The sequence below is a fragment of the Curtobacterium sp. PhB190 genome (genome assembly GCF_004365385.1).
In the GTDB taxonomy this organism is placed as follows: domain Bacteria; phylum Actinomycetota; class Actinomycetes; order Actinomycetales; family Microbacteriaceae; genus Curtobacterium.
The window spans coordinates 71,607-95,099 of record NZ_SODN01000008.1; the positions used below are offsets into that span (position 1 = coordinate 71,607).

A 23,493-nucleotide genomic window follows, 5' to 3' on the forward strand; every position below is an offset into this window, starting at 1 on the left:
TTCGCAACCGACGTTGTAGCCTCCCTGCATGGTCGACTTCGACGTGCAGCTGCTCGCCGTTCTCCGCGAACTCGCCGAGCGCGGCAGCGTCACCGCCGTCGCCGAGGCCACGCACCGCACGCCCAGCGCGGTGTCGCAGCAGCTGCAAACGCTGCAGCGGCAGGTGGGCGTCCCGCTCGTCGAGCGCATCGGACGCGGCGTCCGGCTCACTGCCGACGGCGAGGTGCTGGCCGGCCTGTCCGCCGGCGTCGCCACAGCGATCGCCCGGGTCGACGCCGCGTGGCAGGAGCATCTGGGTGGCGCGACGGGCCGCGTCGACCTCGCGATCTTCCCGTCGGCGGCCGAACTGCTGCTGCCCGGAGTCCTCACCAGGATGCGCGCGCACCCCGGTATCGAGCTGACCCTCGTCGACGTGGACGTCAGCGAGGGGGAGTTCGCACCCCTGGCCGCCGACCACGACGTCGTCGTCGGACACCGGTCGGACGGGGTGCGGCTGGCGGACCAGGGATCGGTGGAGACCGTGCCGCTCCTGCGCGAACCGCTCGACGTCGCGGTGCCGCCGGGGCACCGGCTCGCCGGTCGCGAGCGGGTCGGGATCGACGAGGTCGTCGGCGAGACGTGGATCGGCGTGCCCGAGGGCTACCCGATCGACCGGGTCCTGCAGGCGATGGCCGCGGCGTCGGACGCCCCGCCGAGCGTCGCCTTCCGGACGATCCACCTGCCCGTCATCGAGAACCTGGTCGCAGCGGGCCACGGCGTCGCGCTCGTGCCGCGGTACACCTCGGGCACCCGGGCGTCCGGCCGGTTCCACCTGGCCGAGCTGGCCGACGTGCGTGCGGGTCGCCGGATCGAGGCGCTGGTCCGCCCCGACCGTGCGGTCCGCCCCGTGGTGCGCACCGTCCTGGAGGCGCTGGTCGCCGAGGCCCTGGACGTCACCACCTGAGACGGTCGCGCCCACTGCCGGGCGCACGCCGTGCCTCCAGTCCGGGTGTGCACCACGGCAGACCCGCTCCGTGCGCGGAAACGCGCTCAGCGCACCTGGAACGGTGTGCCGAGCGGCAGGAGCTCGGCCAGGGCGCTGATGTCGGCGTTGTGCATGCGGATGCAGCCGTGCGAGGCAGCGGTCCCGATGCTCGAGCTGTCGTCGGTGCCGTGCAGGCCGATCTGGCCCGGGCCGCCGCCGAACGAGTTGAGGACGTCCGAGAACGCCGTCGTGCCGTACGCGTACGGGCCGTAGCCGCTGTTCGTCGGGGCGAGCAGCTCGGTCAGGGCGAAGCGGCCGGTCGGTGACGGGGTGCCGCCGGTGCCGGTCGCGACGGGGTAGCTGTCGACGACCTTGCCGTCCTTGTACAGGTCGAGCGTGTTCTCCGCGCGGGTGACCACGATGGCGTACGGGTCCTCGGTGAGGGCGACCGCGCTCGTCGGGACCCACCCGGTGCTGCCGTTCGGACGCTTTGCGAGCTGCACCTGCGCCCAGCCGTCCCGCTGGTCGACCACACGGAAGACGAGTGGTGCGCCGGACTGCTGCGGGTTCGACAGGGTGGTCGTGGCCGCGCCACCGGGCGTACGGCTGACCGGCACGCTGTCACCGCGGACGGCCGCGACGGTCGTGCTCGCGGGCGCGTCGACCGCATCGGTGGGGCCTGCGGAGCGCGTCGGGCCCGGTGTCGCCGTGGGGGTCGGCGTCGCGCTCGCGGCGACGGACCGTGTCGGGGTCGGCGCGGGGGCCGCCGACAGGGGGCCGAGGGCGACGAACGCCACCGCCCCGGCGCAGACGACGGCCACGGCGGCGGCGATCAGTGTCGCGCGCCGCCGTGGCTCGGTCGGGAGGATCGGCAAGATCAGCCCGTGAAGGTCGCCGTTCCGGGCACCGGCACGGCGACCGGCGCCGTGGCCGCGTCGGCCGTCACGGTGAGGGTCGTCGCGGCCGTCTGCCCCGACGACAGGCCGACGAGACCGAGCACGTAGGTGCCGGCCGAGTCGACGAGGTCGGCGGGCAGGACGATGGTCCCGGAGACGTTGCCTTCAGCGTCGGCGCGGAACTGGACGCCGGGGATCGCGACGGCGTCGGCTGCGTCGCCGACGGCAGCGGTGACGACCTCGTTCGGGGCGAAGCCCGAGCCCTGCACGCGGACACCGGTGGTGGTGGCCTCGGTCAGCGTGGCGGAGGTGGTGAGCAGACGTGCTGCCGCGGTGGGCTGCGGCGTGAAGTACGTCGTGGTGTCGTCGATGCGCAGGGCCGAGATCGAACCGCTGGCGTCGGCGGCGAGGGCCTGGGCGTCGGACTCGAGCGGCGAGGCGAGGCTCTTCAGCTCGCCGCCGGGGGCGGTGGTCGCGTCAGGAGCCTCGGTGGTCGGCGGCGTCGGGGCGGTCGTCGGCGTCTCGGTGGGCGCGGGGGTCTCGGTCGGAGCCGGGGTCTCGGTCGGGGCGGGCGTCTCGGTCGGGGCCGGCGTCTCGGTCGGTTCGTCGGTCGCGGGCGGTCCGGGGACCTCGGCGGTGATGTCGATGCCGACGTAGACGACGTAGCCGACGACCTCGGCGTCTGCTGCCTTCAGGTCGGTGGCGAGCTTCGAGGTCGACTCGACCTCGCCGGTGGCGGGGTCGATCCACCGGGTGAGGCCGTCGCTGACACCGTCGGTGTTGCGGGCGTCGGTGGCGAAGACGACGGTCTGGGCGCTGGTGTCGCCGCCCTCCTGGATCGCGAGGCCGAAGCTCGTCGCCCCGGTCGTCGTGGTGCTGAGGCCGGAGGCGAGCGCCCCGACCTCGCCGCCGGGCACCGGCTTCGTCAGGCCGCGGACCAGGCCGACGGCCTCGCCGTCGGAGACCGACAGGCCGTCCTCGTCGAGCGTCGCGAAGTCGGTGATCTCCCCGCCGGCGGTCGGGTCGGACAGCGCCGCCCAGTACCACTTGTCGTTCAGCGGGACGGTGCCCTCGGGTGCCGCAGTGAAGTCGGCGGCCGAGTCGGTCCAGGTCACGATCGCCGACGCGGCGGTGGTCGTCTGGTTCGCGGTGGAGACGGTGGGGACGAGCGCAGCGGTGACGCCGAGCACGGTGGCGCCGACGGCGGCCGCGGTGATGCGGGAACGAAGCACGGTGTGGAGATCCATCCGGTCAGAGGACAGGGGTCGTCCTCTGTGACGCCCCCGTGCTGAGACGATGCTCAGCGGAACGAACCTACCGACTTCATGAGGATTCCGCACCCCTTTGGAGCACAGTGTTCACATCGTGCAGGTGAACAGCGTCAGACGTCGAGGTGGTCGACCAGCTCGTCCGCCAGGCCCGTGTACGTCGCCGGCGTCAGGTTCGTCAGCCGGGCCTTCGCACCGTCCGAGATGTCCAGACCGTTCACGAACACGATGAGGTCCTGCTGGGTCACCCGCTTGCCGCGGGTGAGGTCCTTGAGCATCGCGTAGGGGTCCTCGATGTTCGACTGCCCGGCGGTGACCTCGGCACGGATGACCGTCTGGATCGCCTCGGCGAGGACCTCCCAGTTGTGGTCCAGGTCGTCGGCGAGCTTGGCCTCGTTCACCGAGATCTCGCCCAGGCCGCGGCGCAGGTTGTCGAGCGCGAGCAGCGAGTGCCCGAACGCGACGCCGATGTTCCGCTGCGTGGTCGAGTCGGTCAGGTCGCGCTGCAGACGGCTCGTCACGAGGGTCTCGGACAGGGTGGAGAACAGCGCCGACGAGATCTCGAGGTTCGCCTCGGCGTTCTCGAACTTGATCGGGTTGATCTTGTGCGGCATCGTCGACGACCCGGTGGCACCGGCGACCGGGATCTGCGTGAAGTACCCCATCGAGATGTAGGTCCACACGTCGGTCGCCAGGTTGTGCAGGATGCGGTTGGCGTGCCGGATCCGGTCGTACAGCTCGGCCTGCCAGTCGTGCGACTCGATCTGCGTGGTGAGCGGGTTCCAGGTCAGCCCGAGGCCCTCGACGAACTCGCGCGACAGCGTCGGCCAGTCGGCCTCGGGGTCGGCGGCGAGGTGGGCCGAGAAGGTGCCGGTCGCGCCGGAGAACTTGCCGAGGTACTCGCCGCCCTCGATCTGGGCCAGGACGCGCTCGAGCCGGTAGACCACGACCGCGAGCTCCTTGCCGAGCGTCGACGGGGTCGCGGGCTGCCCGTGCGTGTGCGAGAGCATCGGGACGGCGCGCAGCTCGACCGCGAGGGTCCGCAGCTTCTCGAGCACGGCACGGTACGCCGGCAGCCAGACCTGGTCGACGGTGTCGCGCACGGTCAGGGCGTAGGACAGGTTGTTGACGTCCTCGCTCGTGGCGGCGAAGTGGGTGAGCTCGGCGATCGCGTCCAGCCCGAGCTCCGAGAGCCGGCGGCGGACGAAGTACTCGACGGCCTTGACGTCGTGGCGGGTCGTCGCCTCGATCTCGGCGAGTTCGGCGATCTGGTCGTGGCCGAAGGTCTCGACGATGCGCCGGAGCGCGGCCTTGTCGTCGACGCTGAGCGGCGAGGTGGTGAACATCGCGTGGTCGGTCAGGAAGACCAGCCACTCGACCTCGACCACGATGCGCGCACGGTTGAGTCCGGCCTCGGAGAGGTGCTCGCCCACCGTGTGCACGATCGGGTAGTAGCGCCCGTCGAGCGGGCTGATCGGCTGCGGGGGAAGGGGGGTCATGGGGCTCCCTGACGGACGGCCGGCTCGAGCTGGTGGAAGAGCGCCCGGCAGGCCCGTTCGACGGTCGAGAGCACTCGGTCGAACTCGTGCCGGTCCGCGTAGTACGGGTCCGGCACGTCGGTCTGCTGGGGCCAGGCGTCGTCGTACCGCAGCAGGAGCGTCACCTTGGCGGAGTCGTCCATGGTCGGTGCCCACGATCGCAGGACGCGTTCGTGGGAGCGGTCGAGTGCGACCACCAGATCGAGGTCCGGGAACCGGTCCGGGTCGAACTGACGGGCGCGATGCCTGCTGCCATCGTATCCGCGTGCCGCGAGGGCTGCGATCGTGCGCTCGTCGGCCGGTTCGCCGACGTGCCAGTCACCGGTGCCTGCTGACTCGACGTGGAAGCGGTCGGCGAGCCCGGCGTCCGCGGCGATCTGCGCGAAGACCACGCCGGCCATCGGGGACCGGCAGATGTTGCCACTGCAGACGAACGAGACGCGGAACGGGGCGTCGACGTCCGGGGCCATGGTCACATCATGACGCAGGGAGGGTTCCTCCGCGAGGTCCGTCCGCGTCACGCCCGCTGGCGGTTCAGCACCGGACGGACGAACAGCCCGATCAGCCAGGCGAAGACGGCGAGCACGAAGGCGCCGACGATGCCCCAGCCGAACGACTCGACCTCGAGCCCGAAGCCGAACGCGTCCGAGATGCCCGCGACGATGAGCAGCAGGACCGCGTTCACGATGAAGGAGATCAGCCCGAGGGTCAGGATGTAGATCGGGAACGCCACGATCCGGATCAGCGTGCCGATCACGGCGTTGACGAGCCCGAACACGAAGGCCACGAGCAGGTAGGTGAGCACGGTCGCCGTGGTCCCGCCGTCGCCGAACGCGGTGACGGAGACGCCGCTGACGATGAGCGTGGTGAGCCAGAGGGCCACGGCGTTGACGACGAGGCGGACGAGGAATCGCATGCACCCATGATGCCCTCCGACACCCGCGCAGTCACCGACACTGCCCGCACGGCCGCGGGTTACCCTGTGCAGGTGACTGACGAGCGTGTGCACATCCGGCCCGAGATCGCGGTCCTCCCCGCCTACAAGCAGGGACGCCAGGCCGCCGACGACGCCTTCAAGCTGTCGAGCAACGAGAACCCGTTCCCCCCGCTCCCCGGGGTGGTCCAGGCCGTGCAGGCGCAGACCGCGTTCAACCGCTACCCGGACGCCACCGCCCTGGCCGTCCGTGCCGCGCTCGCGAACCGCTTCGGACTGACCGCCGACGAGGTGCACGTCGCACCCGGCAGCGTCGCGATCCTGCACGAGCTCGCCCGCGCGACCTCCGGCCCGGGCGACGAGATCGTCTACGCCTGGCGGTCGTTCGAGGCCTACCCCGGTGTCGTCACCGTCGCGGGTGCCACGAGCGTGCAGGTGCCGAACCGACCGGACGGCGGCCACGACCTCGACGCGATGGCCGCCGCCGTCACCGACCGCACCCGCATGGTGATCGTGTGCACGCCGAACAACCCGACCGGCCCGATCGTGACCGAGTCCGAGTTCGCGTCCTTCATGGCCGCGGTGCCGCAGTCCGTCCTGGTCGTGCTCGACGAGGCATACGCCGAGTTCGCCACCGACGAGGCCGCCGTGCACGGGCACCCGCTGCTGGCCCGCTACCCGAACCTGGTCGTCCTCCGGACGTTCTCGAAGGCGTACGGTCTCGCCGGGCTGCGCGTCGGCTACGCCCTCGGCCCGGTGTACGTGCTCGAGGCGGTCCGCGCGTGCGCGATCCCCCTCTCCGTCACGGCCCAGGGGCAGGCGGCCGCACTGGCCAGCCTGGAACGCGAGGGCGAACTGCTCGAGCGGGTCTCCGAGATCGCCGCGCTGCGGGACCGCATCGTCACCGAGCTGCGCGAGCAAGGGTGGGCCGTGCCGGACGCCCAGGGCAACTTCGTCTGGCTGCCGACGGGGGACCGCACGGTCGCTGCGGCCACCGCCTTCGAGGAGGCCGGCATCATCGTGCGGGCCTTCCCGCCGGAGGGCATCCGCATCTCGATCGGCGAGCACGAGGCTGTGGAAACGCTCCTCGAAACGGCCCGCTCGCTTGTGGGGGACCTCCAGGTGGCCGACTGATGCCTGCCGCTACGCTGGCCCGCATGTCATTCCGCGCCGCGGCTCCCGCGACGACCACCGTCCGGCTCCTCGACCCCGAGGGTCGGTTCGTGGAGTCCGACGAGAACGCCGAGTTCGCCGCCGCCGCGCGGGCGATCCCCGACGAGACCCTGCTGGCGATGCACCGCCGCATGGTCCTCACCCGACGGTTCGACCACGCCGGCCACAACCTGCAGCGCACCGGCCAGCTCGGCCTCTGGGTGCCGAGTCACGGGCAGGAAGCGGCGCAGACCGGTTCCGCCTTCGCCCTGCGCGCCCAGGACCACGTCTTCCCCTCGTACCGCGAGCACGCCGTCACGATGCAGCGCGGTGTCGAGCCGATGGAGATCATCGCGATGTACCGCGGGCAGACCCACGGTGGATGGGACCCGGACCAGCGCGGCAACACGCACATCTCCACCCTGGTGATCGGCTCGCAGACCCTGCACGCAACGGGCTACGCGCTCGGCCAGAAGCTCGACGGCGACGTCGGCACGGGCGACCCCGACCGTGACGCGTGCTCCATCGTCTACTTCGGCGACGGCGCGACGAGCCAGGGCGACGTGAACGAGGCGTACGTGTTCTCGGCGTCGACGAAGGCCCCCGTCGTCTTCTTCCTGCAGAACAACCACTGGGCGATCTCGGTGCCGGTGTCGGTGCAGTCGCCGACGCCGCTCGTCGACCGTCCCCGCGGCTTCGGGATCCCGAGCGTGCTGATCGACGGCAACGACATCCTCGCGTCGTACACGGCCTCGGTCGTCGCCACCGACCACGCCCGCAGCGGCCAGGGCCCGGCCTTCATCGAAGCCGACACGTACCGCATCGGCGCGCACACCAGCTCGGACGACCCGAGCCGGTACCGCGCGGACGGCGAACTCGAGGATTGGGTCCGCCGCGACCCGATCGTCCGCTCCGAGGCGTACCTGCGCTCGAAGGGCGCGACGGACGAGCAGTTCGCCGCGTTCGACGAAGAGGGCGAGGACATCGCCGCCGACGTCCGCCGCCGCACCGTGGCGCTGACCCCGCCGTCCGTCGACGTCATGTTCGACAACGTCTACCGCGAGCCGCACCCGCTGGTCGCCGAGCAGAAGGCCTGGCTCGAACAGTACGAGGCCGGCTTCGAAGGGGGCGCCCACGCATGAGCACCACCGAGCAGCTCTTCGACTACACGCTGCGGTCCCACCCGGGCGCCGGCGAGGTCCCGAGCGACCCCACGCCGACCCTGCCGATGGCGAAGGCCCTCAACGCCGGGCTCGCCGCGGCCATGCAGGCGGACGACAAGGTCCTGCTGATGGGCGAGGACATCGGCCAGCTCGGCGGTGTCTTCCGCATCACCGAGGGCCTGCAGGACCGCTTCGGCCCGGAGCGCGTGCGGGACACCCCGCTCGCCGAGGCCGGCATCATCGGCACCGCGATCGGCCTCGCCCTGCGCGGCTACCGCCCGGTCGTCGAGATCCAGTTCGACGGGTTCGTGTGGCCCGGCTTCGACCAGATCACCTCGCAGCTCGCGAAGATGGCGAACCGGCTGCCAGCGCACATGTCGCTGCCCGTCGTCATCCGCATCCCCTACGGCGGCCACATCGGCGCCGTGGAGCACCACCAGGAGTCGCCCGAGGCGTACTTCGCGCACACCCCTGGTCTGCGCGTGGTCAGCCCGAGCACCCCGAACGACGCCTACTGGATGATCCAAGAGGCCATCGCCTCGAAGGACCCGGTCGTCTTCCTCGAGCCGAAGTCGCGCTACTGGCCCAAGGGCCAGGTCGACCTCGTCGACGGGCACGTCCCGATGCACACCACGCGTGTGGCACGCACCGGCACCGAGGTCACCCTCGTCGGCCACGGTGCGATGGTCGCGACCCTCATGCAGGCCGCCGAGCTCGCCGAGTCCGAGGGCACGAGCTGCGAGGTCATCGACCTCCGCTCGATCTCGCCCATCGACTGGGACCCGATCCTCACCTCGGTCCGCAAGACCGGGCGCCTCGTCATCGCGCAAGAGGCGTCCGGCTTCGTCAGTGTCGGCAGCGAGATCGCCGCCACGGTCGCCGAGAAGGCGTTCTACACGATGCAGGCGCCGCCGCTACGGGTGTCCGGGTTCGACATCCCGTTCCCGGTCTCGAAGCTGGAGCATATGCACCTGCCGGACGCCGACCGCGTCCTCGAGGCCGTCGACCGCGCCCTCGCGTACTGATCCAGCTCGACTGACCCAACTCGTCCGAACGCCGAAGGAGCCGTAAGTGGCCGTCGCCGAATTCCCCCTGCCCGACGTGGGCGAAGGCCTCACCGAGGCCGAGATCGTGCAGTGGCGCGTCGCGATCGGGGACGAGATCACCGTCGACCAGGTCCTGGTCGAGATCGAGACCGCGAAGTCGCTCGTCGAGCTGCCGTCGCCGTTCGCCGGCACCGTCACGGGGCTGCTCGTCTCCGAGGGTGACACGGTCGAGGTCGGCAAGCCGATCATCCGTGTCGAGTCCGATGCGTCGGTCGCGTCCGGCGCGCCGGTCACGGCTCCGGCCGCCCAGTCGGGAGGCCCGGCACCGGTCGCCGACAGCGTCCCGACCTCGCCCGTGGTCGCCCCGACCCCGCCGGCAGCGCCCGCCCCGGTGGCTCCGGTCGCGCAGACCCAGCCCACCCCCGCGGCGGCCCCGGCACCCGCTGCTGCACCTGCTCCCGTCGTCGCTGCCGCCCCCGCGGCAGCGCCGGTGCAGCCCGTCGCCGACGGCGCTTCCGTCGTCGGGACGGACGAGTCCTCCGGCGCCGTCCTCGTCGGCTACGGCTCGGCGACCTCGTCGCCGTCCCGTCGCAAGCCGGGCGCCCGCCGGGCCGCAGCCCTGGCTGCCGAGGCGAGCCGTGCCTCCAGTGTGGATGCGCAAGCAGCGGCCGAAGCGGCCAGCGATCCCGGTGAGGACACCACCGCCGAGGCGATCGCCGGTCTGGCCTCCGCGCCCGCGCGGAAGCAGACCCTCGCGACCAACGTGCTCGCGAAGCCGCCGATCCGGAAGCTCGCGAAGGACCTCGGTGTCGAACTGACCGAGATCGTCGCGACCGGGTTCGCCGGCGAGGTCACCCGCGACGACGTCATCCGGCACGCGAAGCAGGCCAGCGTCTTCCGCAACATCGAGACGCCCGAGTGGGGCGAGGTGCGCAGCGAGACGATCCCGGTCAAGGGCGTCCGCAAGGCCATCGCGACCGCGATGACCTCCTCGGCGTTCACCGCACCGCACGTGTCGCTGTTCGTCGACGTCGACGCGACCCACACGATGGAGTTCGTCAAGCGGCTCAAGGCGTCGCCGACGTTCGCCGGCGTCAAGGTGTCGCCGCTGCTCATCGTGGCGAAGGCCGTCATCTGGGCCGTCCGCCGCAACCGTTCGGTGAACTCCACCTGGACCGATCGCGAGATCATCGTCCACCACTTCGTGAACCTCGGCATCGCCGCGGCGACCCCGCGCGGGCTCATCGTGCCGAACATCAAGGACGCGCAGGACATGTCGCTGCTCGAGCTGGCGCAGGCGCTCGAGGAACTCACCCTCACCGCCCGTGACGGCAAGACGACGCCGAAGCAGATGGCGAACGGCACCGTCTCGATCACGAACATCGGCGTGTTCGGCATGGACACCGGCACCCCGATCCTCAACCCGGGCGAGGTCGCCATCGTCGCCATGGGCACGATCAAGCCGAAGCCGTGGGTCGTCGACGGCGAGGTCCGCTCGCGCATGGTGACGACCATCGGCGCCTCGTTCGACCACCGCGTCGTCGACGGCGACGTGGCGTCGCGGTTCGTGCACGACGTGGCCTCGGTGCTCGAGGAGCCCGCGCTCCTGCTCGACTGAGCGCGTTCAGGAGTCGATGCGTCGGTCGTTCCGCTTCGTGAGCAGAAATGGTCGGGTGGCTTCGAGCCACTCGACCATTTCTGCTCACCATCTGCGGCCTTCCGCAAACGTCGCGTGGTGTTCACACGGATGTCGGTGGTGCGGGGGATGATCGGGGCATGGTCCACCAGCTCCTGACCCCCTCGCAGGAGATCCGAACGGATCGCCTCCTGCTCACCCCGCTCACGCCGGCCGACATCGACGACGTGCACGCGGTGTTCGCTGACGCCCGCACCTGGCAGCACCTGCCGAGCGGACGGCACGTCGCCCGGAGCTCGAGCGTGGACCTGGTGCAGCGGAAGATCGGTGGTCGGGCCCGACACGGACTCGGTTCGTGGGCCGTCCGCACGGCTGCAGACCACGCGTTCGTCGGGGTCGGCGGGGTCGACATGACCGCCGGTGGGGTCTGGAACCTCGGGTACCGGTTGGCTCCCGCGGCCTGGGGGCAGGGCTTCGCGTCCGAGATCGCCCTCGCTGCCGTGCGAGCCGCCGGCGAGACCGCGCCGGACGTCCCCGTGACGGGTCGCGTGCTCACGAACAACCCCGCGTCCGCCGCGGTGCTCCGTCGTGCCGGGCTGTCACTCGTGTGGCAGGGGGCTCCCGGGGTGCAGACGTCGTCCGCCGCGGGGGTCGAGGGGCAGGTCTGGACCGACCGGCTGCTCTCCGACGAACAGTTCGCCTGGCTCGTCCGCAACGCCTGAACCCTCCCGCCGGTCCACGCGGAACGTCACGCACGTTGGCGTTCCGAGGTCGACTCGCTACTGTGATGGGAACTGGTCATGTCCGCGCATGACCACCACCCAGGACCAGCAACGGAGCACGAGGGACGCATGACGAGCCGCATCACCGAGGGTGCCGAACCGAAGCACCAGCAGTTGCGGCGCATCCTGCTCGACCTCGCCACCGCGCGCCTGGCCCCCGGCGCCGCGATCCCGTCCGAACGCCAGCTCATCGCCGAGTACGGCGTCTCACGGATCACCGTGCGCGAAGCACTCGGGCAGCTCGTCAACGAGGGCTACCTCGAGCGCGTGCGCGGCAAGGGCACGTTCGTGGCGCACCGCCCCGTGCAGTCGACGCTGCACCTCGCGTCGTTCACCGAGGAGATGCGCGCGATGGGCCACGTCCCGACCACGGTTGTGCTGGTGCGCGAGGAACGTGTGCCGCCGAGTGACACCGTGGCGGCGCTGCGGCTCGACGCCGAGGTGTCGGCCTTCCACGTGAAGCGACTCCGGATGGCGGACGGCGCTCCGGTGTCGATCGACGACGCCTGGCTCGTGGCCGATGCGTTCCCGGGCCTGCTCGACCACGACCTGTCCGGGTCGGTGTACTCGATCATCGCGAACGAGTACGGCACCCCGATCGACCGGGCACAGCAGACGGTGGCCGCGAACCCGGCCGCCGACGACGTCGCGACCCTGCTCGGCACGAAGACCGGTGCTCCGGTGCTCGAGTTCGACCGGGTGTCGTACGCGGGGGAGCGCCCCGTGGAGCACACCCGCAGCTGGTACCGCTCGGACCGCTACCGCGTGCAGATGGAGGTCACCGCGACCCCGGCGGTCGCGTAGTCCGGCACGAACGCGAAAGCGACTCTGTGCTGCGAACGTTCCGCAGCACAGAGTCGCTTCGGCAAGGAAGAACCGGGGTGCGCCCGGGTCAGACCTCGAACAGGGTGTCGCCGTCGAGCACCGAGGTGCCCACCGTGCCCTGGTCGACGGTGTCCGGCGCGGAGCCGAGCACCACGACGGGGCAGATCGGCGAGTAGCCGGCGGCCGAGATCACCGACGGGGTGAACCGGACGACGGGGTCGCCGGCCGTGACCGTCGAGCCCTCGGTGGCGAGGAGCTCGAAGCCCTCGCCCGACAGCTTCACGGTGTCGATACCGACGTGCACGAGGACGTCCGTGCCCGCCGAGCCCTGCAGGGCGAACGCGTGCGGGTGCAGCTTCACGATGGTGCCGTCGACCGGGGCCACCGCGGTGACCGCGCCCTCGACGCCCGTCGGGTCGACGGCCACACCGGCGCCGACGAGCTGGCCGGCGAACACCGGGTCCGGCACGTCAGCGAGGGCGACGACCGGGCCGGCGAACGGCGTGCGGACCGCCGTCACAGTTCGTCCTGGATGTCCTGCGCGAGGTTGTCGGCGACCGTGCCGACGATGACCTGCCAGCCGGTGCCGCCGCCGACGACGGCCTGGGCGCCCGCAGCCTGCAGCGCGGCCTTGTCGACGAGGTCGCCGTCCTCGACCTCGACACGGAGGCGCGTGATGCAGCCCTCGACCTCTTCGATGTTGTCGGCACCGCCGAGCGCGGCGATGATGTCGGCTGCCTTGATGTCGGCCATCGTTTCCTCCTCGTTAAGGGTTTTCGTACCAGGTTGACACGGGACCGGTCTCGGTTCAGACTACGGAACTGGTCATGACCGGACAGGACCGGACCTGGCGACACCGCCGAGGTTACCTGCGCTGGCTGCACGACTCAACTCACCCCGACAGCTCCACCCAATGACGAGAGGACCTCCGATGAGCGCCACCACTGCCACGGACGTGCCGGAGAAGAAGAAGCCGAAGAAGCAGTCCCGGCTCTTCGCCAACGCCCAGCGCCTCGGACGGAGCCTGCTCCTGCCGATCGCGGTCATGCCCGCCGCGGGCATCCTGAACCGCATCGGGCAGCCTGATCTGCTCGGCGCGATCCCCGGCTTCGAGACGGGAGCGGGAGTCATCTCGGCTGCCGGACAGGCCATCTTCACCTGGTTGCCGCTCCTCTTCGCGGTCGGCATCGCGATCGGGTGGGCGAAGAAGTCGGACGGCACGACCGCTCTGGCCGCAGTCGTCGGGTACATGGTCATGTACCAGGTGTTCGCAGTCATGTCGCCGGTTGTGCTCGCGGGGGTCAAGGACGCGAACGGTGACCAGGCGACCATCAACTTCGGTGTCCTCGGCGGCATCGTGATGGGGCTCGTCTCGGCGGTCATGTGGGAGAAGTTCCACCGCACGAAGATGCCCGACTTCCTGGGCTTCTTCTCCGGTCGTCGCCTCGTCCCGATCCTGACCGCTGCGGCTGGTCTCGTCATCGCCGTGCTCATGGCATTCGTCTACCGCTACTTCGACATCGCCCTCACGGCTGCCGGTACCGCCGTTGCGGACAACGCTGTGATCGGTGGCGGCATCTTCGGGTTCGCGAACCGCATGCTCATCCCGATCGGCCTGCACCAGCTGCTCAACTTCTTCCCGTGGTTCCAGCTCGGCAGCTTCACGAACGCGGCCGGCGACATCGTGCACGGCGACATCCCGCGCTTCCTCGCCGGCGACCCGACCGCTGGTATCTTCCAGACCGGCTTCTTCCCGATCATGATGTTCGCGCTGCCGGCCGGTGCGCTCGCCATCTGGCGCAACGCCAAGCCGCAGAACCGCAAGCTCGTCGGCGGCATCATGATCTCGGCCGCGCTCACCTCGTTCGTGACCGGCATCACCGAGCCGCTCGAGTACTCGTTCATGTTCGTGGCGTTCCCGCTGTACGTCATCCACGCGGTGCTCACCGGGACGTCGCTGGCGCTGGTCAACGCGCTCGGGATCCACGACGGGTTCTCGTTCTCGGCCGGTGCGATCGACTACGTGCTGAACTTCGGCAAGGCGGACGGAGCGATCTGGCTCATCCCGATCGGCCTCGGCTACGCGGTCGTGTACTACTTCCTGTTCAGTTTCGTGATCAAGAAGTGGAACCTCCGCACGCCCGGGCGTGAAGAGGACACGATCGCCGAGAACACGATCGACGCGGCCACCAAGCCGTAGACGTCACCACGTGACGGACAGGAGGCGCGGTGCCAGCTGGCACCGCGCCTCCTGTCCGTCTGTCGTCACCACCAGAGCGCTGATACCGGTTTTGACAATCGTTATCAGCAAGCGCTACCGTCGGAGCATGCACAACCGCCTCCTCGCCCTCCCGCTCGTCGCCGGCGCCGCCGCGCTCGCTCTGACGGGCTGCGCGACCTCCTCGGCCTCGGGCAACGCCAGTAGCGACGGGAAGATCGCCGTCGTCGCCTCGACCAACGTCTACGGCTCGATCGTCCAGTCGATCGGCGGCGACCAGGTGTCGGTCACGAGCATCCTGAACGACCCCTCGCAGGACCCGCACTCGTTCGAGTCGAGCGCTCGCACCCAGCTCGCGGTGTCGAAGGCCGACCTGCTCATCGAGAACGGCGGCGGGTACGACGACTTCATGACCACGCTCGCCGACGCCTCGGACACCAAGGCCGACACCATCAACGTCGTGAAGCTCTCGGGCTTGGACAAGGGTGGCGACGCCGAGTTCAACGAGCACGTGTTCTACAGCTACCCGACGATGGTGAAGCTGGTCGACGACGTCACGAAGCGCCTGTCCGCGCTCGACGCGGGCGACAAGACCACGTTCGAGCAGAACGCCGACGCGCTCACGACGAAACTCGAGGGCCTCGAGTCCCAGACCGCCGACTTGAAGAAGACGTACGACGGCGAGGAGGTGGCGTACACCGAGCCGGTGCCGGGCTACCTCTTCGACGCGATCGGTCTCGACAACGTCACCCCCGAAGCGTTCTCCGAGGCGATCGAGGAGGGCGACGACGTCCCGCCGGCAGCCCTCAAGGACACCCTCGCGCTGTTCAGTGGCAAGAGCGTGGAGCTGCTCGCCTACAACGACCAGACCTCGAGTGCCGAGACCGAACAGGTCAAGAAGGCCGCCGACCAGAACGACGTCCCGGTGGTCGGTGTCACGGAGACGCTCCCCAAGGGGCAGGATTACGTCTCGTGGCAGCAGGCGAACATCGACGCGGTGCAGGCGGCGCTCCAGAAGTGACGACCTCGACCGCAGCAGCGACGACCGACAGCCCGGCGACCACCTCGGTGGACGACCGGGCTGCGGCCCGTCCGGTCCTGGCACTGCGCGACGCCGGGCTGTCCTTCGGCGAACGGAAGCTCTGGGGACACCTGGACCTGGACATCGCGCCGGGGGAGTTCGTCGCGGTCCTCGGCCCGAACGGCGCCGGCAAGACCTCGCTCCTGCGCACGGTGCTCGGGCAGCAGCGCCTGACGAGCGGCACGATGTCGTTCCTCGGCCAGCCCGTCCGGCGTGGACACCGGAAGATCGGCTACATCCCGCAGCAGCGGCTCATGGAGGCAGGCACCCCCCTGCGCGCGCGGGACATGATCGCGCAGGGCGTGACGGGGCACCGGTGGGGCGTCCTGCCGACGTCGAAGGCCGACCGCGCCCGCATCGACCGGATCCTCGACGAGGTCGGCGCCACCGCGTTCGCGGACGCCCCGGTGGCCGAGCTGTCCGGCGGCGAGCAGCAGCGCACCCGCGTCGGTCAGGCCATCGCCGCCGACCCGGCACTGCTGCTGTGCGACGAGCCCCTCATCTCACTCGACCTGCGGCACCAGCGCGGCGTCACCGAGCTCATCGACCGGCAGCGTCGGCAGCAGGGTGCCGCGGTGCTCTTCGTGACGCACGACGTGAACCCGATCCTCGACGTCGTCGACCGAGTCCTGTACATCGCCGGCGGCCGGTTCCGGATCGGTTCCTCCGACGAGGTCCTGCGCGCCGACGTCCTGAGCGACCTGTACGGCACCCCCGTCGACGTCGTCCGCACGATGGGACGCATCGTCATCGTCGGCGCGAACGACGCGCACGACCACCACCACGGCGAGGTCGACCCGCACGCCCCGGCGTCGGACGAAGGGCGGATCTGATGGACGTCCTGTCGACGGTCTTCTCGTTCCAGGACTACGGCGAGCTCGTGGCCCTGGTGCAGAACTCGATCTGGGCCGGCGCGGTGCTCGGCATCGTCGGCGGGCTCATCGGCCCGTTCGTCGTCGCCCGGAACATGCCCTTCGCGGTGCACGGCATCTCGGAGCTGTCCTTCGCCGGCGCGAGCGCGTCCTTGCTGCTCGGTGTCAACGTCGTCACGGGCTCGCTCGTCGGGTCGGTGATCGCGGCGCTGCTCATCGGGGTGCTCGGCTCGAGAGCGCGCGACCGCAACTCGATCATCGCCGTGCTCATGCCGTTCGGCCTCGGGCTCGGCATCCTGTGCCTGGCGCTCTACAAGGGACGTGCGGCCAACAAGTTCGGGCTGCTCACCGGCCAGATCGTGTCGGTGGACAACCCCCAGCTGACGTTCCTCATCGTCATCGCCGCCATCGTGGTCGCGACCCTGCTCGTCATCTGGCGGCCGCTGATGTTCGCGTCGGTCGACCCCGACGTGGCCGCGGCCGCAGGCATCCCGGTGCGGACGCTCGCAATCGTGTTCATGCTCGTCCTCGGCCTGGCCACCGCGGTGTCGGTGCAGATCGTCGGCGCGCTGCTCGTGCTGTCGCTGCTCGTCACCCCGGCCGCTGCGGCCCTGCGGCTCAGCTCGCACCCGGTCGTCGTGCCGGTGCTGTCCACGGTGTTCGCCGTGGTGTCGGTCGTCGGTGGCATCCTGCTGGCACTCGGCGGCGGCCTGCCGATCAGCCCCTACGTGACGACGATCTCGTTCGCGATCTGGGTGGTCTGCCGGATCGTCGGGGCCAGGCGCGACCGCCGTGGACGCGACCGGGTCGTCCGCCGCGACCAGCGTGGCGGGGGCACACCGGGCCTCCCGTCCGGAACGAACGGAACCGGAACCGGAGCCGGAACCGGTTCCGGAACGTCAGCCGAAACGAAGGTGGGTGCACCAGCATGAACGCCGTGCAGAAGGTCAAGCGGAACACGTGGCAGCGCGAAGCGGTGCGCGGTGCCCTCGACTCCACCGAGGGGTTCGTCAGCGCGCAGGCGCTGCACCAACACCTGCGTGACGAGGGCTCGACCATCGGCCTCGCCACCGTCTACCGGGCGCTCGCCGACCTGGCGACCGAGGGTGACGCCGACTCGTTGCAGCAGGACGGCGAATCGCTGTACCGGGCGTGCACGACGGACGCGCACCACCACCACCTGATCTGCCGGAACTGCGGCCGGACCGTCGAGATCGAGGCGGACCCCGTCGAGCAGTGGGCGCAGGACGTCGCCGCCGCCAACGGGTTCACGAACGCCAGCCACGTCGTCGACATCTTCGGCGAGTGCGCGGTGTGCACGGCATCTGCCGCTGCAGCCGGACCGCGGACCGGCGACGCCGACGGCGAGTAGCGTCCGCGCCATGCACGTCATCCTGGTCCCCGGGTTCTGGCTCGATGCGAGCGCGTGGGACGACGTCGCCCCGGTGCTGCTGCAGGCGGGCCACACGGTCGAGGCGATCACCCGCGACGGCGACACGCTCGACGAGCAGGTCGCGGCGCTCGTGGAGCGCCTGGACGACGTCGCCAGCCCGGACGAGCCCGTCGTGCTCGCCGGTCACTCGGGCGCCGGACCGATCGCGTACATGGCCGCCGACCAGCGGCCCTCGCTCGTCGAACACCTGCTCTACGTCGACACGTTCCCCGGTCCCGCCGGCGGCTGCGTGAACGACGAACTGCCCGTGGTGGACGGTGTGGTGCCGCTGCCGTCGTGGGACGTCTGGGAGCCGGCCACGGTGCGCGGGATGACGCCGGTGTTGCGGGAGTCCTTCGAGCACCGGGCGATCCCGGAGCCGGCCGCCGTGCCGTCCGACCGCTTCCACTACGCCGACGCCGCCCGGCACACGATCCCGGCGACGGTGATCACCTGTGAGATCCCGGCGACCGAGCTCGCGACGATGGTGGCCGACCACCAGACCTGGGCCGCGGAACTCGTCGCGACCGAGGAGCTCAGCATCGTCGGACTCGAGACCGGACACTGGCCGATGTTCACGGCGCCGCGCGAACTCGGGGAGCTCATGGTGCGTGCGCTTGCGACACGCCCGGAGCTCGCGTAAGCTCTTCCCTTGGTCCTCCACGTCCGCGTGGCGGACCCGTTGTTCCAAGCCCTCCGACCGTCGCGAACGCCGCGGTCGCGTGGTGTCCGTTCCCCCTTCGACAGGGGCTGCGGGTCTGGGCGGTGTGCACAACCCCCTCGCATGCACCACCTCGGTGGTCCTGCGCGTGCGCACCAGGCAAGTGAACTTGGGTGCGGCCGTCCGGTCGCACGGTACCTCAGGAGGAAACCATGGCAGCAGTGTGCCAGGTGACCGGCGCCGTTCCCGGCTTCGGTCACAACATCTCGCACTCGCACCGCCGGACGAAGCGCCGCTTCGACCCGAACGTGCAGAAGAAGACGTACTACGTGCCGTCGCTGCGTCGCAACGTGACGCTCAACGTCAGCGCTAAGGGCATCAAGGTCATCGACGCGCGGGGCATCGAGTCCGTCGTCAAGGACGTCCTCGCCCGTGGGGAGAAGATCTGATGGCGAAAAAGGGTCAGGACATCCGTCCGATCATCAAGCTCCGCTCGACGGCGGGCACCGGGTTCACGTACGTGACCAAGAAGAACCGTCGGAACAACCCCGACCGTCTCGTGCTGAAGAAGTACGACCCGGTGATCCGCAAGCACGTCGACTTCCGTGAGGAGCGCTAAGCATGGCGAAGAAGAGCAAGATCGCGAAGAACAACCAGCGTGCCGTCATCATCGCGCGCTACGCCGAGCGTCGTCTCGAGCTGAAGAAGGCCCTCGTGGACCCGAACGGCTCCGACGAGTCGCGTGAGGCCGCTCGCGTCGGCCTGCAGAAGCTGCCCCGCGACGCATCCCCGATCCGCTACCGCAACCGCGACGCGATCGACGGCCGCCCCCGTGGCCACCTGGGTGAGTTCGGCATCAGCCGTGTCCGCTTCCGCGACATGGCCCACCGTGGAGAGCTCCCCGGCATCACGAAGAGCTCCTGGTAAGCACTCGCAGTACCCGACGCCCCGTCACCTCCTGGTGGCGGGGCGTTCGCTGTGTCCGGGGTACAAGGGCGCCTCAGGGGTCACATCTGCCCCGTTGGACCCGCGACAAGCCCGGAAATCCGGGCGAGTCGGCTGAAAACGTCCGATGTGGCTGGTAGGTTCAACTCCGGTTCCGCCGGGCCCTCGGCCCACTGGCACCGTGGCACGGGGCAACCGCTCCGGGCGCCGGACGGCACGTCCGTCCGACCGATACTGCAAGAAGTCCGAGGAGGACATCCATGGCTGACAAGTCACTGAACCGCACCGAGCTCGTCGCTGCCGTCGCCGCCGAGTCCGGCCAGAGCCAGGCCACCGTCAACGGCGTCGTCGACGCGCTCTTCAGCGTCGTCTCGTCGTCCGTCGCGGACGGCACGAAGGTCACGATCCCCGGTTGGATCGCCTTCGAGAAGACGCACCGCGCCGCCCGCACCGGCCGCAACCCGCAGACGGGTGAGGCCATCGAGATCGCCGCGAGCGACTCGGTCAAGGTCAGCGCCGGCTCGAAGCTCAAGGCTGCGGTCAAGTAAGACTGTTCCGCGCATCGGGAGGGACGGCTTCGGCCGTCCCTTTCGTCGTTTCCAGGGTGCGTTCGGTGCGTCGGGTCGCGTTCGTCGGGTCGCGTTCGTCGTGTCGGGTCGCGTTCGTCGCGCTGCGTCGACCGGGAGGCCCGTGCCGGTTCCCACAGGTCGGCCCGGCCGGTTCGGTGGCCGGGTGGGCACCGCCTAGGCTTGACGGGTGAATCGGATCGCGCGCATCGCCGGTCCCGCCGTGCTCCTGCTCGTCGGGTTCGTGGCGCTGCTCACGGCACTCGTCATCGGCGGTGGTGCGAACGCAGCGCTGATCGCCGACCCCGGTGCCCTGGTCCGTTTCGGTCTGCCGATCTCCCGGTTGGTCGTGGACCTGTCTGCCGCTGCGACGATCGGCGGCCTCGCGTTGGCCACCGTCGGACTCTCGCGCTCCGGCCCGGAGTGGAACCGCGCCATCGACGTCGCGGCCGCCGCCAGCGGGCTCTGGACGGTGTCGTCCGCGGTCACCACCTTCTTCACGTTCCTGAGCGTCGCCGGCTCGAAGATCAGCATCGATGAGCAGTTCGGCCAGTCGATGGGCGTGTTCCTCACCGGCACGGACCTCGGGCTCGCCTGGCTCGTGACGGTGCTCGTCGCCGCTGCCGTCACGGTGCTCTGCTTCGCCGTCCGTTCCCGGGGCATGGTCGCCCTGACCGCCGGTGTCTCGATGATCGGCCTCATCCCGCTCGCGCAGCAGGGCCACGCCGCCGGCACCGCGAGCCACGACGCCGCCGTGACCGCCCTCGGACTGCACCTGGTCGGCGCCGCGCTCTGGGTCGGTGGCCTGACCATGCTCGTGCTCCTGCGCGGCGTGCTGCCCGGTGACCGCCTGGCCGTGGTCGTCGCGCGGTACTCGAGCATCGCGCTCGGGTGCTTCGTGCTCGTGGCGGTGTCGGGTGTCGCCTCGGCACAGATCCGCGTGGGTGCCCTGTCGAACCTGTTCACGCCGTACGGCACCCTCGTGCTGGTCAAGATCGGCGCGATCGTCGTCATCGGAGTCCTCGGTGCCGTGCAGCGTCAGCGTGCGATCCGCTCCCTGACCGAGGCGCCGGCACGGCACCGCCCGTTCTGGACCCTGATCGTGGTCGAGCTCGCCGTGATGGGCGTCGCATCGGGCTTCGCCGCGGCGCTCGGACGCACGGCCACGCCGGTCGACCAGATCGCGCTGAGCAAGACGGCCGACCCGAGCCCCGCCGAGCTGCTCACCGACGACCTGCTGCCGCACGCGCCCGGGGCCTGGGGCTGGCTGACGCAGTGGAACATCGACCTGTTCTGGCTGATGGCCGCCGTGCTGCTCGCTGCGACCTACGCGGCCGGTGTCGTGCGCCTGCGCCGCGCCGGGGTCCACTGGCCGGTGCGCCGTTCGGTGGCGGCGGCCCTCGCGATCATCTCGCTCGTGGTCGCGACGTCCGGTTCGCTGCACCAGTACGACCGGTTCCTGGTGTCGGCGAACGTCGGCGCGCACGTGCTGCTCGGCCTGGTGGTGCCGGCGCTGGTGTGGGCGGCGGCTCCCGTCGTGCTCATCCGGGCCGCGGTGCACCCGCGCGACGACGACAGCACCGGGGTGCGCGAGTGGACCGGTGTGCTGGTCGACAACGCCGCGGTCCGCTACCTGGTGCAGCCCTTCCCGGCGTTCCTGCTCGCCGCAGCGGTGTGGTGGGCGTACTCCGCCACCGATGCCGTCCGGTGGTCGGTGAGCGACTCCACGGGGCGCACGGTCATCGACGTGGGCTTCCTGCTCGTCGGGCTCCTGGCGATGCCGACGCTCTTCACACCGGTCGCGGCCGGCCAGCAGTACCCGACCCGCGCAGCAGCGATCGTCCGGATCGTCGGGGCCGCGGTCGTCGCCGCCGGAGCGGTGTCGCTCGGCGTCGCGATGCGCGGGCCGCTCGGACTGCTGCAGGCGTCGTGGTTCGGGGCGATGGGGCGGACGTGGGGCCCCGATCCGCTCGTCGACCAGGCCCGCGGTGGGCTCGTGCTCGTGGTCGCCGGGGTGCTGCTCCTGGTGGCGGTCGTCGTGGTGGTGCTCGTGCAGCTGCGGCGCGCTGGATCGGCGGCGCGCACGCTCGGAGCGGACGCGCAGACCCTCGAGCAGGACGCACGATGAGCGTCGAGCTCAGCGACGAGCAGCGGGCCGTCTTCGAGTACATCGAGCACACCCGTGACCACGTCTTCATCACCGGTCGTGCCGGCACGGGCAAGTCGACCCTGCTCAACCACCTGTCGTGGAACACCGAGAAGCAGGTCGTGATCTGCGCACCGACCGGGGTCGCGGCCCTGAACGTCGGTGGCCAGACGATCCACTCGTTGTTCCGCCTGCCGATCGGGCTCATCGCCGATGCCGAGCTGCGCCAGGGACCGGACACCCGCAAGCTCCTGAACACCATCGACACCCTGGTCATCGACGAGGTCTCGATGGTGAACGCCGACCTGCTCGACGGGATGGACCGCTCGCTGCGCAAGGCCCGCGGGCGGCAGTTCGAGGCGTTCGGCGGAGTGCAGGTGGTCATGTTCGGCGACCCGTACCAGTTGCCGCCGGTCCCGGGCGGTGCCGACGAACGCGCCTACTTCACCGACCACTACCGGTCGATGTGGTTCTTCGACGCCAAGGTGTGGCTCGAGGCGAAGCTGAACATCATCGAGCTCGCCACCGTGCACCGCCAGCGCGACGACGCCTTCGCCGCCATGCTCACGGCGGTGCGGCACGGCCGGGTGACCGCCGAGATCGCCGACCAGCTGAACACCGCGGGCGCACGGCCCTCGCCCGACGACGCCATCACCCTCGCCACCCGGAACGACACCGTCGCGCGCATCAACAAGGCGGCGCTCGAACGGTTGCCCGGCAAGGTGAAGACCGCGAAGGCCGACGTCAACGGCGACTTCGGCGGGCGGAACTTCCCGGCCGACGAAGCCCTCGAGCTCAAGCCCGGCGCGCACGTGATGTTCCTGCGCAACGACGCCGACCAGCGATGGGTGAACGGGACGCTCGGCATCGTCACGGCGATCCGTGACACGGTCTGGGTCGACGTCGACGGAGAGTCCTTCGAGGTCCAGCCGTCGGTGTGGGAGAAGTTCAAGTACTCCTACGACGCCGACAAGAAGGAACTCAAGAAGGACACCGTCGGTGAGTTCCAGCAGTTCCCGTTGCGACTCGCCTGGGCGGTGACGATCCACAAGTCCCAGGGCAGCACCTACGACCGCGCGGTGGTCGACCTGGGCAACCGGGTGTTCAGCGCCGGACAGACGTACGTCGCGCTGTCACGCCTGACGTCGCTCGAGGGGCTGTACCTGACCCGGCCGCTGCGGCCGCAGGACATCATCGTCGACACGGATGTCCGACGCTTCATGTCCGAGGCGCCACGCATCGTCGCGACGGCACTCGAAGCCCGGAAGCCGGAGCCTGCGCCGGATCCCGACTCCGGCGACGACGCCTGACGCACACACGACGACGCCCGCCTGCCGGAGCGGCAGACGGGCGTCGGGGAGCGTGTCG

General features: G+C 70.4%; 26 protein-coding genes. 19 read left to right on the plus strand and 7 right to left on the minus strand.

Features of this window, described 5'->3' with window-relative positions:
• Window positions 1-28 precede the first annotated feature (28 nt).
• Window positions 29-943: a LysR family transcriptional regulator gene (locus EDF47_RS14290; protein WP_131881940.1), complete on the plus strand. Its 915-nt coding sequence runs from the start codon at window positions 29-31 to the stop codon at window positions 941-943.
• Between the two features lie 86 nt (window positions 944-1,029).
• Here EDF47_RS14290 and EDF47_RS14295 read toward each other — a convergent pair whose 3' ends face one another.
• The 5 genes from EDF47_RS14295 to EDF47_RS14315 form a co-directional block, all read right to left on the minus strand.
• Window positions 1,030-1,839 (minus strand): L,D-transpeptidase family protein, encoded by an 810-nt coding sequence (locus tag EDF47_RS14295; protein ID WP_243648943.1) that lies wholly within the window; start codon window positions 1,837-1,839, stop codon window positions 1,030-1,032.
• 2 nt (window positions 1,840-1,841) lie between these two features.
• A complete protein-coding gene (locus EDF47_RS14300) occupies window positions 1,842-3,107 on the minus strand; it encodes a hypothetical protein (protein ID WP_131922120.1) in 1,266 nt (421 codons plus the stop codon).
• A gap of 134 nt (window positions 3,108-3,241) precedes the next feature.
• Complete coding sequence (gene purB, locus EDF47_RS14305) at window positions 3,242-4,627, minus strand: adenylosuccinate lyase (RefSeq protein ID WP_123672158.1); 1,386 nt, start codon at window positions 4,625-4,627, stop codon at window positions 3,242-3,244.
• On the minus strand, window positions 4,624-5,136 hold the full coding sequence (locus tag EDF47_RS14310; protein WP_111087056.1) for a low molecular weight protein-tyrosine-phosphatase: 513 nt from the start codon (window positions 5,134-5,136) through the stop codon (window positions 4,624-4,626). The genes purB and EDF47_RS14310 overlap by 4 nt, the downstream gene beginning before the upstream one ends.
• A gap of 47 nt (window positions 5,137-5,183) precedes the next feature.
• Window positions 5,184-5,582, minus strand: a complete 399-nt coding sequence (locus EDF47_RS14315) for a phage holin family protein (RefSeq protein WP_123293450.1) — start codon at window positions 5,580-5,582, stop codon at window positions 5,184-5,186.
• 72 nt (window positions 5,583-5,654) lie between these two features.
• On the opposite strand from EDF47_RS14315, the gene EDF47_RS14320 reads away from it, so the two are divergent.
• The 6 genes from EDF47_RS14320 (at window position 5,655) to EDF47_RS14345 (ending at window position 12,183) form a co-directional block, all read left to right on the plus strand.
• On the plus strand, window positions 5,655-6,734 hold the full coding sequence (locus tag EDF47_RS14320) for a histidinol-phosphate transaminase (protein WP_133937545.1): 1,080 nt from the start codon (window positions 5,655-5,657) through the stop codon (window positions 6,732-6,734).
• 23 nt (window positions 6,735-6,757) lie between these two features.
• Window positions 6,758-7,894, plus strand: coding sequence for a thiamine pyrophosphate-dependent dehydrogenase E1 component subunit alpha (locus EDF47_RS14325; RefSeq protein WP_111087051.1), 1,137 nt, complete (start codon window positions 6,758-6,760; stop codon window positions 7,892-7,894).
• Between the two features lie 86 nt (window positions 7,895-7,980).
• Window positions 7,981-8,940, plus strand: a complete 960-nt coding sequence (locus EDF47_RS14330) for an alpha-ketoacid dehydrogenase subunit beta (RefSeq protein WP_133937579.1) — start codon at window positions 7,981-7,983, stop codon at window positions 8,938-8,940.
• 46 nt (window positions 8,941-8,986) lie between these two features.
• Window positions 8,987-10,579 carry a dihydrolipoamide acetyltransferase family protein gene (locus EDF47_RS14335; protein WP_133937543.1) on the plus strand — a complete coding sequence of 531 codons (1,593 nt, stop codon included), beginning with the start codon at window positions 8,987-8,989 and terminating at the stop codon, window positions 10,577-10,579.
• A gap of 158 nt (window positions 10,580-10,737) precedes the next feature.
• Complete coding sequence (locus EDF47_RS14340) at window positions 10,738-11,319, plus strand: GNAT family N-acetyltransferase (RefSeq protein ID WP_123293452.1); 582 nt, start codon at window positions 10,738-10,740, stop codon at window positions 11,317-11,319.
• 129 nt (window positions 11,320-11,448) lie between these two features.
• A complete protein-coding gene (locus EDF47_RS14345) occupies window positions 11,449-12,183 on the plus strand; it encodes a GntR family transcriptional regulator (protein ID WP_123293453.1) in 735 nt (244 codons plus the stop codon).
• Window positions 12,184-12,271: 88 nt separating this feature from the next.
• Here the strand turns inward: EDF47_RS14345 and EDF47_RS14350 are convergent, their stop codons facing one another.
• Window positions 12,272-12,724 carry a glucose PTS transporter subunit IIA gene (locus EDF47_RS14350; protein WP_123293454.1) on the minus strand — a complete coding sequence of 151 codons (453 nt, stop codon included), beginning with the start codon at window positions 12,722-12,724 and terminating at the stop codon, window positions 12,272-12,274.
• Window positions 12,721-12,957, minus strand: coding sequence for a PTS transporter subunit EIIB (locus tag EDF47_RS14355; RefSeq protein WP_071253138.1), 237 nt, complete (start codon window positions 12,955-12,957; stop codon window positions 12,721-12,723). Before EDF47_RS14355 ends, EDF47_RS14350 begins: the two co-directional genes overlap by 4 nt.
• A 178-nt stretch (window positions 12,958-13,135) precedes the next feature.
• Between EDF47_RS14355 and EDF47_RS14360 the strand changes: the two genes are divergently transcribed.
• From EDF47_RS14360 to EDF47_RS14415, 12 genes are all read left to right on the plus strand, one after another.
• Window positions 13,136-14,404, plus strand: a complete 1,269-nt coding sequence (locus tag EDF47_RS14360) for a PTS transporter subunit EIIC (protein WP_133937539.1) — start codon at window positions 13,136-13,138, stop codon at window positions 14,402-14,404.
• A gap of 127 nt (window positions 14,405-14,531) precedes the next feature.
• Entirely contained in the window at window positions 14,532-15,443 is a 912-nt protein-coding gene (locus EDF47_RS14365) for a zinc ABC transporter substrate-binding protein (protein WP_133937537.1), read from the plus strand.
• 47 nt (window positions 15,444-15,490) lie between these two features.
• Window positions 15,491-16,336, plus strand: coding sequence for an ATP-binding cassette domain-containing protein (locus tag EDF47_RS14370; RefSeq protein WP_133937577.1), 846 nt, complete (start codon window positions 15,491-15,493; stop codon window positions 16,334-16,336).
• Window positions 16,336-17,307: a metal ABC transporter permease gene (locus EDF47_RS14375; protein WP_243834061.1), complete on the plus strand. Its 972-nt coding sequence runs from the start codon at window positions 16,336-16,338 to the stop codon at window positions 17,305-17,307. The genes EDF47_RS14370 and EDF47_RS14375 overlap by 1 nt, the downstream gene beginning before the upstream one ends.
• Window positions 17,304-17,747, plus strand: a complete 444-nt coding sequence (locus EDF47_RS14380; protein WP_123293457.1) for a transcriptional repressor — start codon at window positions 17,304-17,306, stop codon at window positions 17,745-17,747. Before EDF47_RS14375 ends, EDF47_RS14380 begins: the two co-directional genes overlap by 4 nt.
• 10 nt (window positions 17,748-17,757) lie before the next feature.
• A complete protein-coding gene (locus EDF47_RS14385; protein WP_131881342.1) occupies window positions 17,758-18,450 on the plus strand; it encodes an alpha/beta hydrolase in 693 nt (230 codons plus the stop codon).
• 230 nt (window positions 18,451-18,680) lie between these two features.
• Window positions 18,681-18,917 carry a 50S ribosomal protein L28 gene (rpmB, locus tag EDF47_RS14390; RefSeq protein WP_111085377.1) on the plus strand — a complete coding sequence of 79 codons (237 nt, stop codon included), beginning with the start codon at window positions 18,681-18,683 and terminating at the stop codon, window positions 18,915-18,917.
• Window positions 18,917-19,087 carry a 50S ribosomal protein L33 gene (rpmG, locus tag EDF47_RS14395; RefSeq protein ID WP_017886456.1) on the plus strand — a complete coding sequence of 57 codons (171 nt, stop codon included), beginning with the start codon at window positions 18,917-18,919 and terminating at the stop codon, window positions 19,085-19,087. The genes rpmB and rpmG overlap by 1 nt, the downstream gene beginning before the upstream one ends.
• A 2-nt stretch (window positions 19,088-19,089) precedes the next feature.
• On the plus strand, window positions 19,090-19,395 hold the full coding sequence (gene rpsN / locus EDF47_RS14400) for a 30S ribosomal protein S14 (RefSeq protein ID WP_111085378.1): 306 nt from the start codon (window positions 19,090-19,092) through the stop codon (window positions 19,393-19,395).
• A 278-nt stretch (window positions 19,396-19,673) separates the two neighbouring features.
• Window positions 19,674-19,961 carry an HU family DNA-binding protein gene (locus EDF47_RS14405; RefSeq protein ID WP_111085379.1) on the plus strand — a complete coding sequence of 96 codons (288 nt, stop codon included), beginning with the start codon at window positions 19,674-19,676 and terminating at the stop codon, window positions 19,959-19,961.
• Between the two features lie 208 nt (window positions 19,962-20,169).
• A complete protein-coding gene (locus EDF47_RS14410; RefSeq protein ID WP_133937535.1) occupies window positions 20,170-22,107 on the plus strand; it encodes a cytochrome c oxidase assembly protein in 1,938 nt (645 codons plus the stop codon).
• Window positions 22,104-23,435: an AAA family ATPase gene (locus EDF47_RS14415; protein WP_123937364.1), complete on the plus strand. Its 1,332-nt coding sequence runs from the start codon at window positions 22,104-22,106 to the stop codon at window positions 23,433-23,435. Before EDF47_RS14410 ends, EDF47_RS14415 begins: the two co-directional genes overlap by 4 nt.
• The last annotated feature ends 58 nt before the right edge of the window (window positions 23,436-23,493 follow it).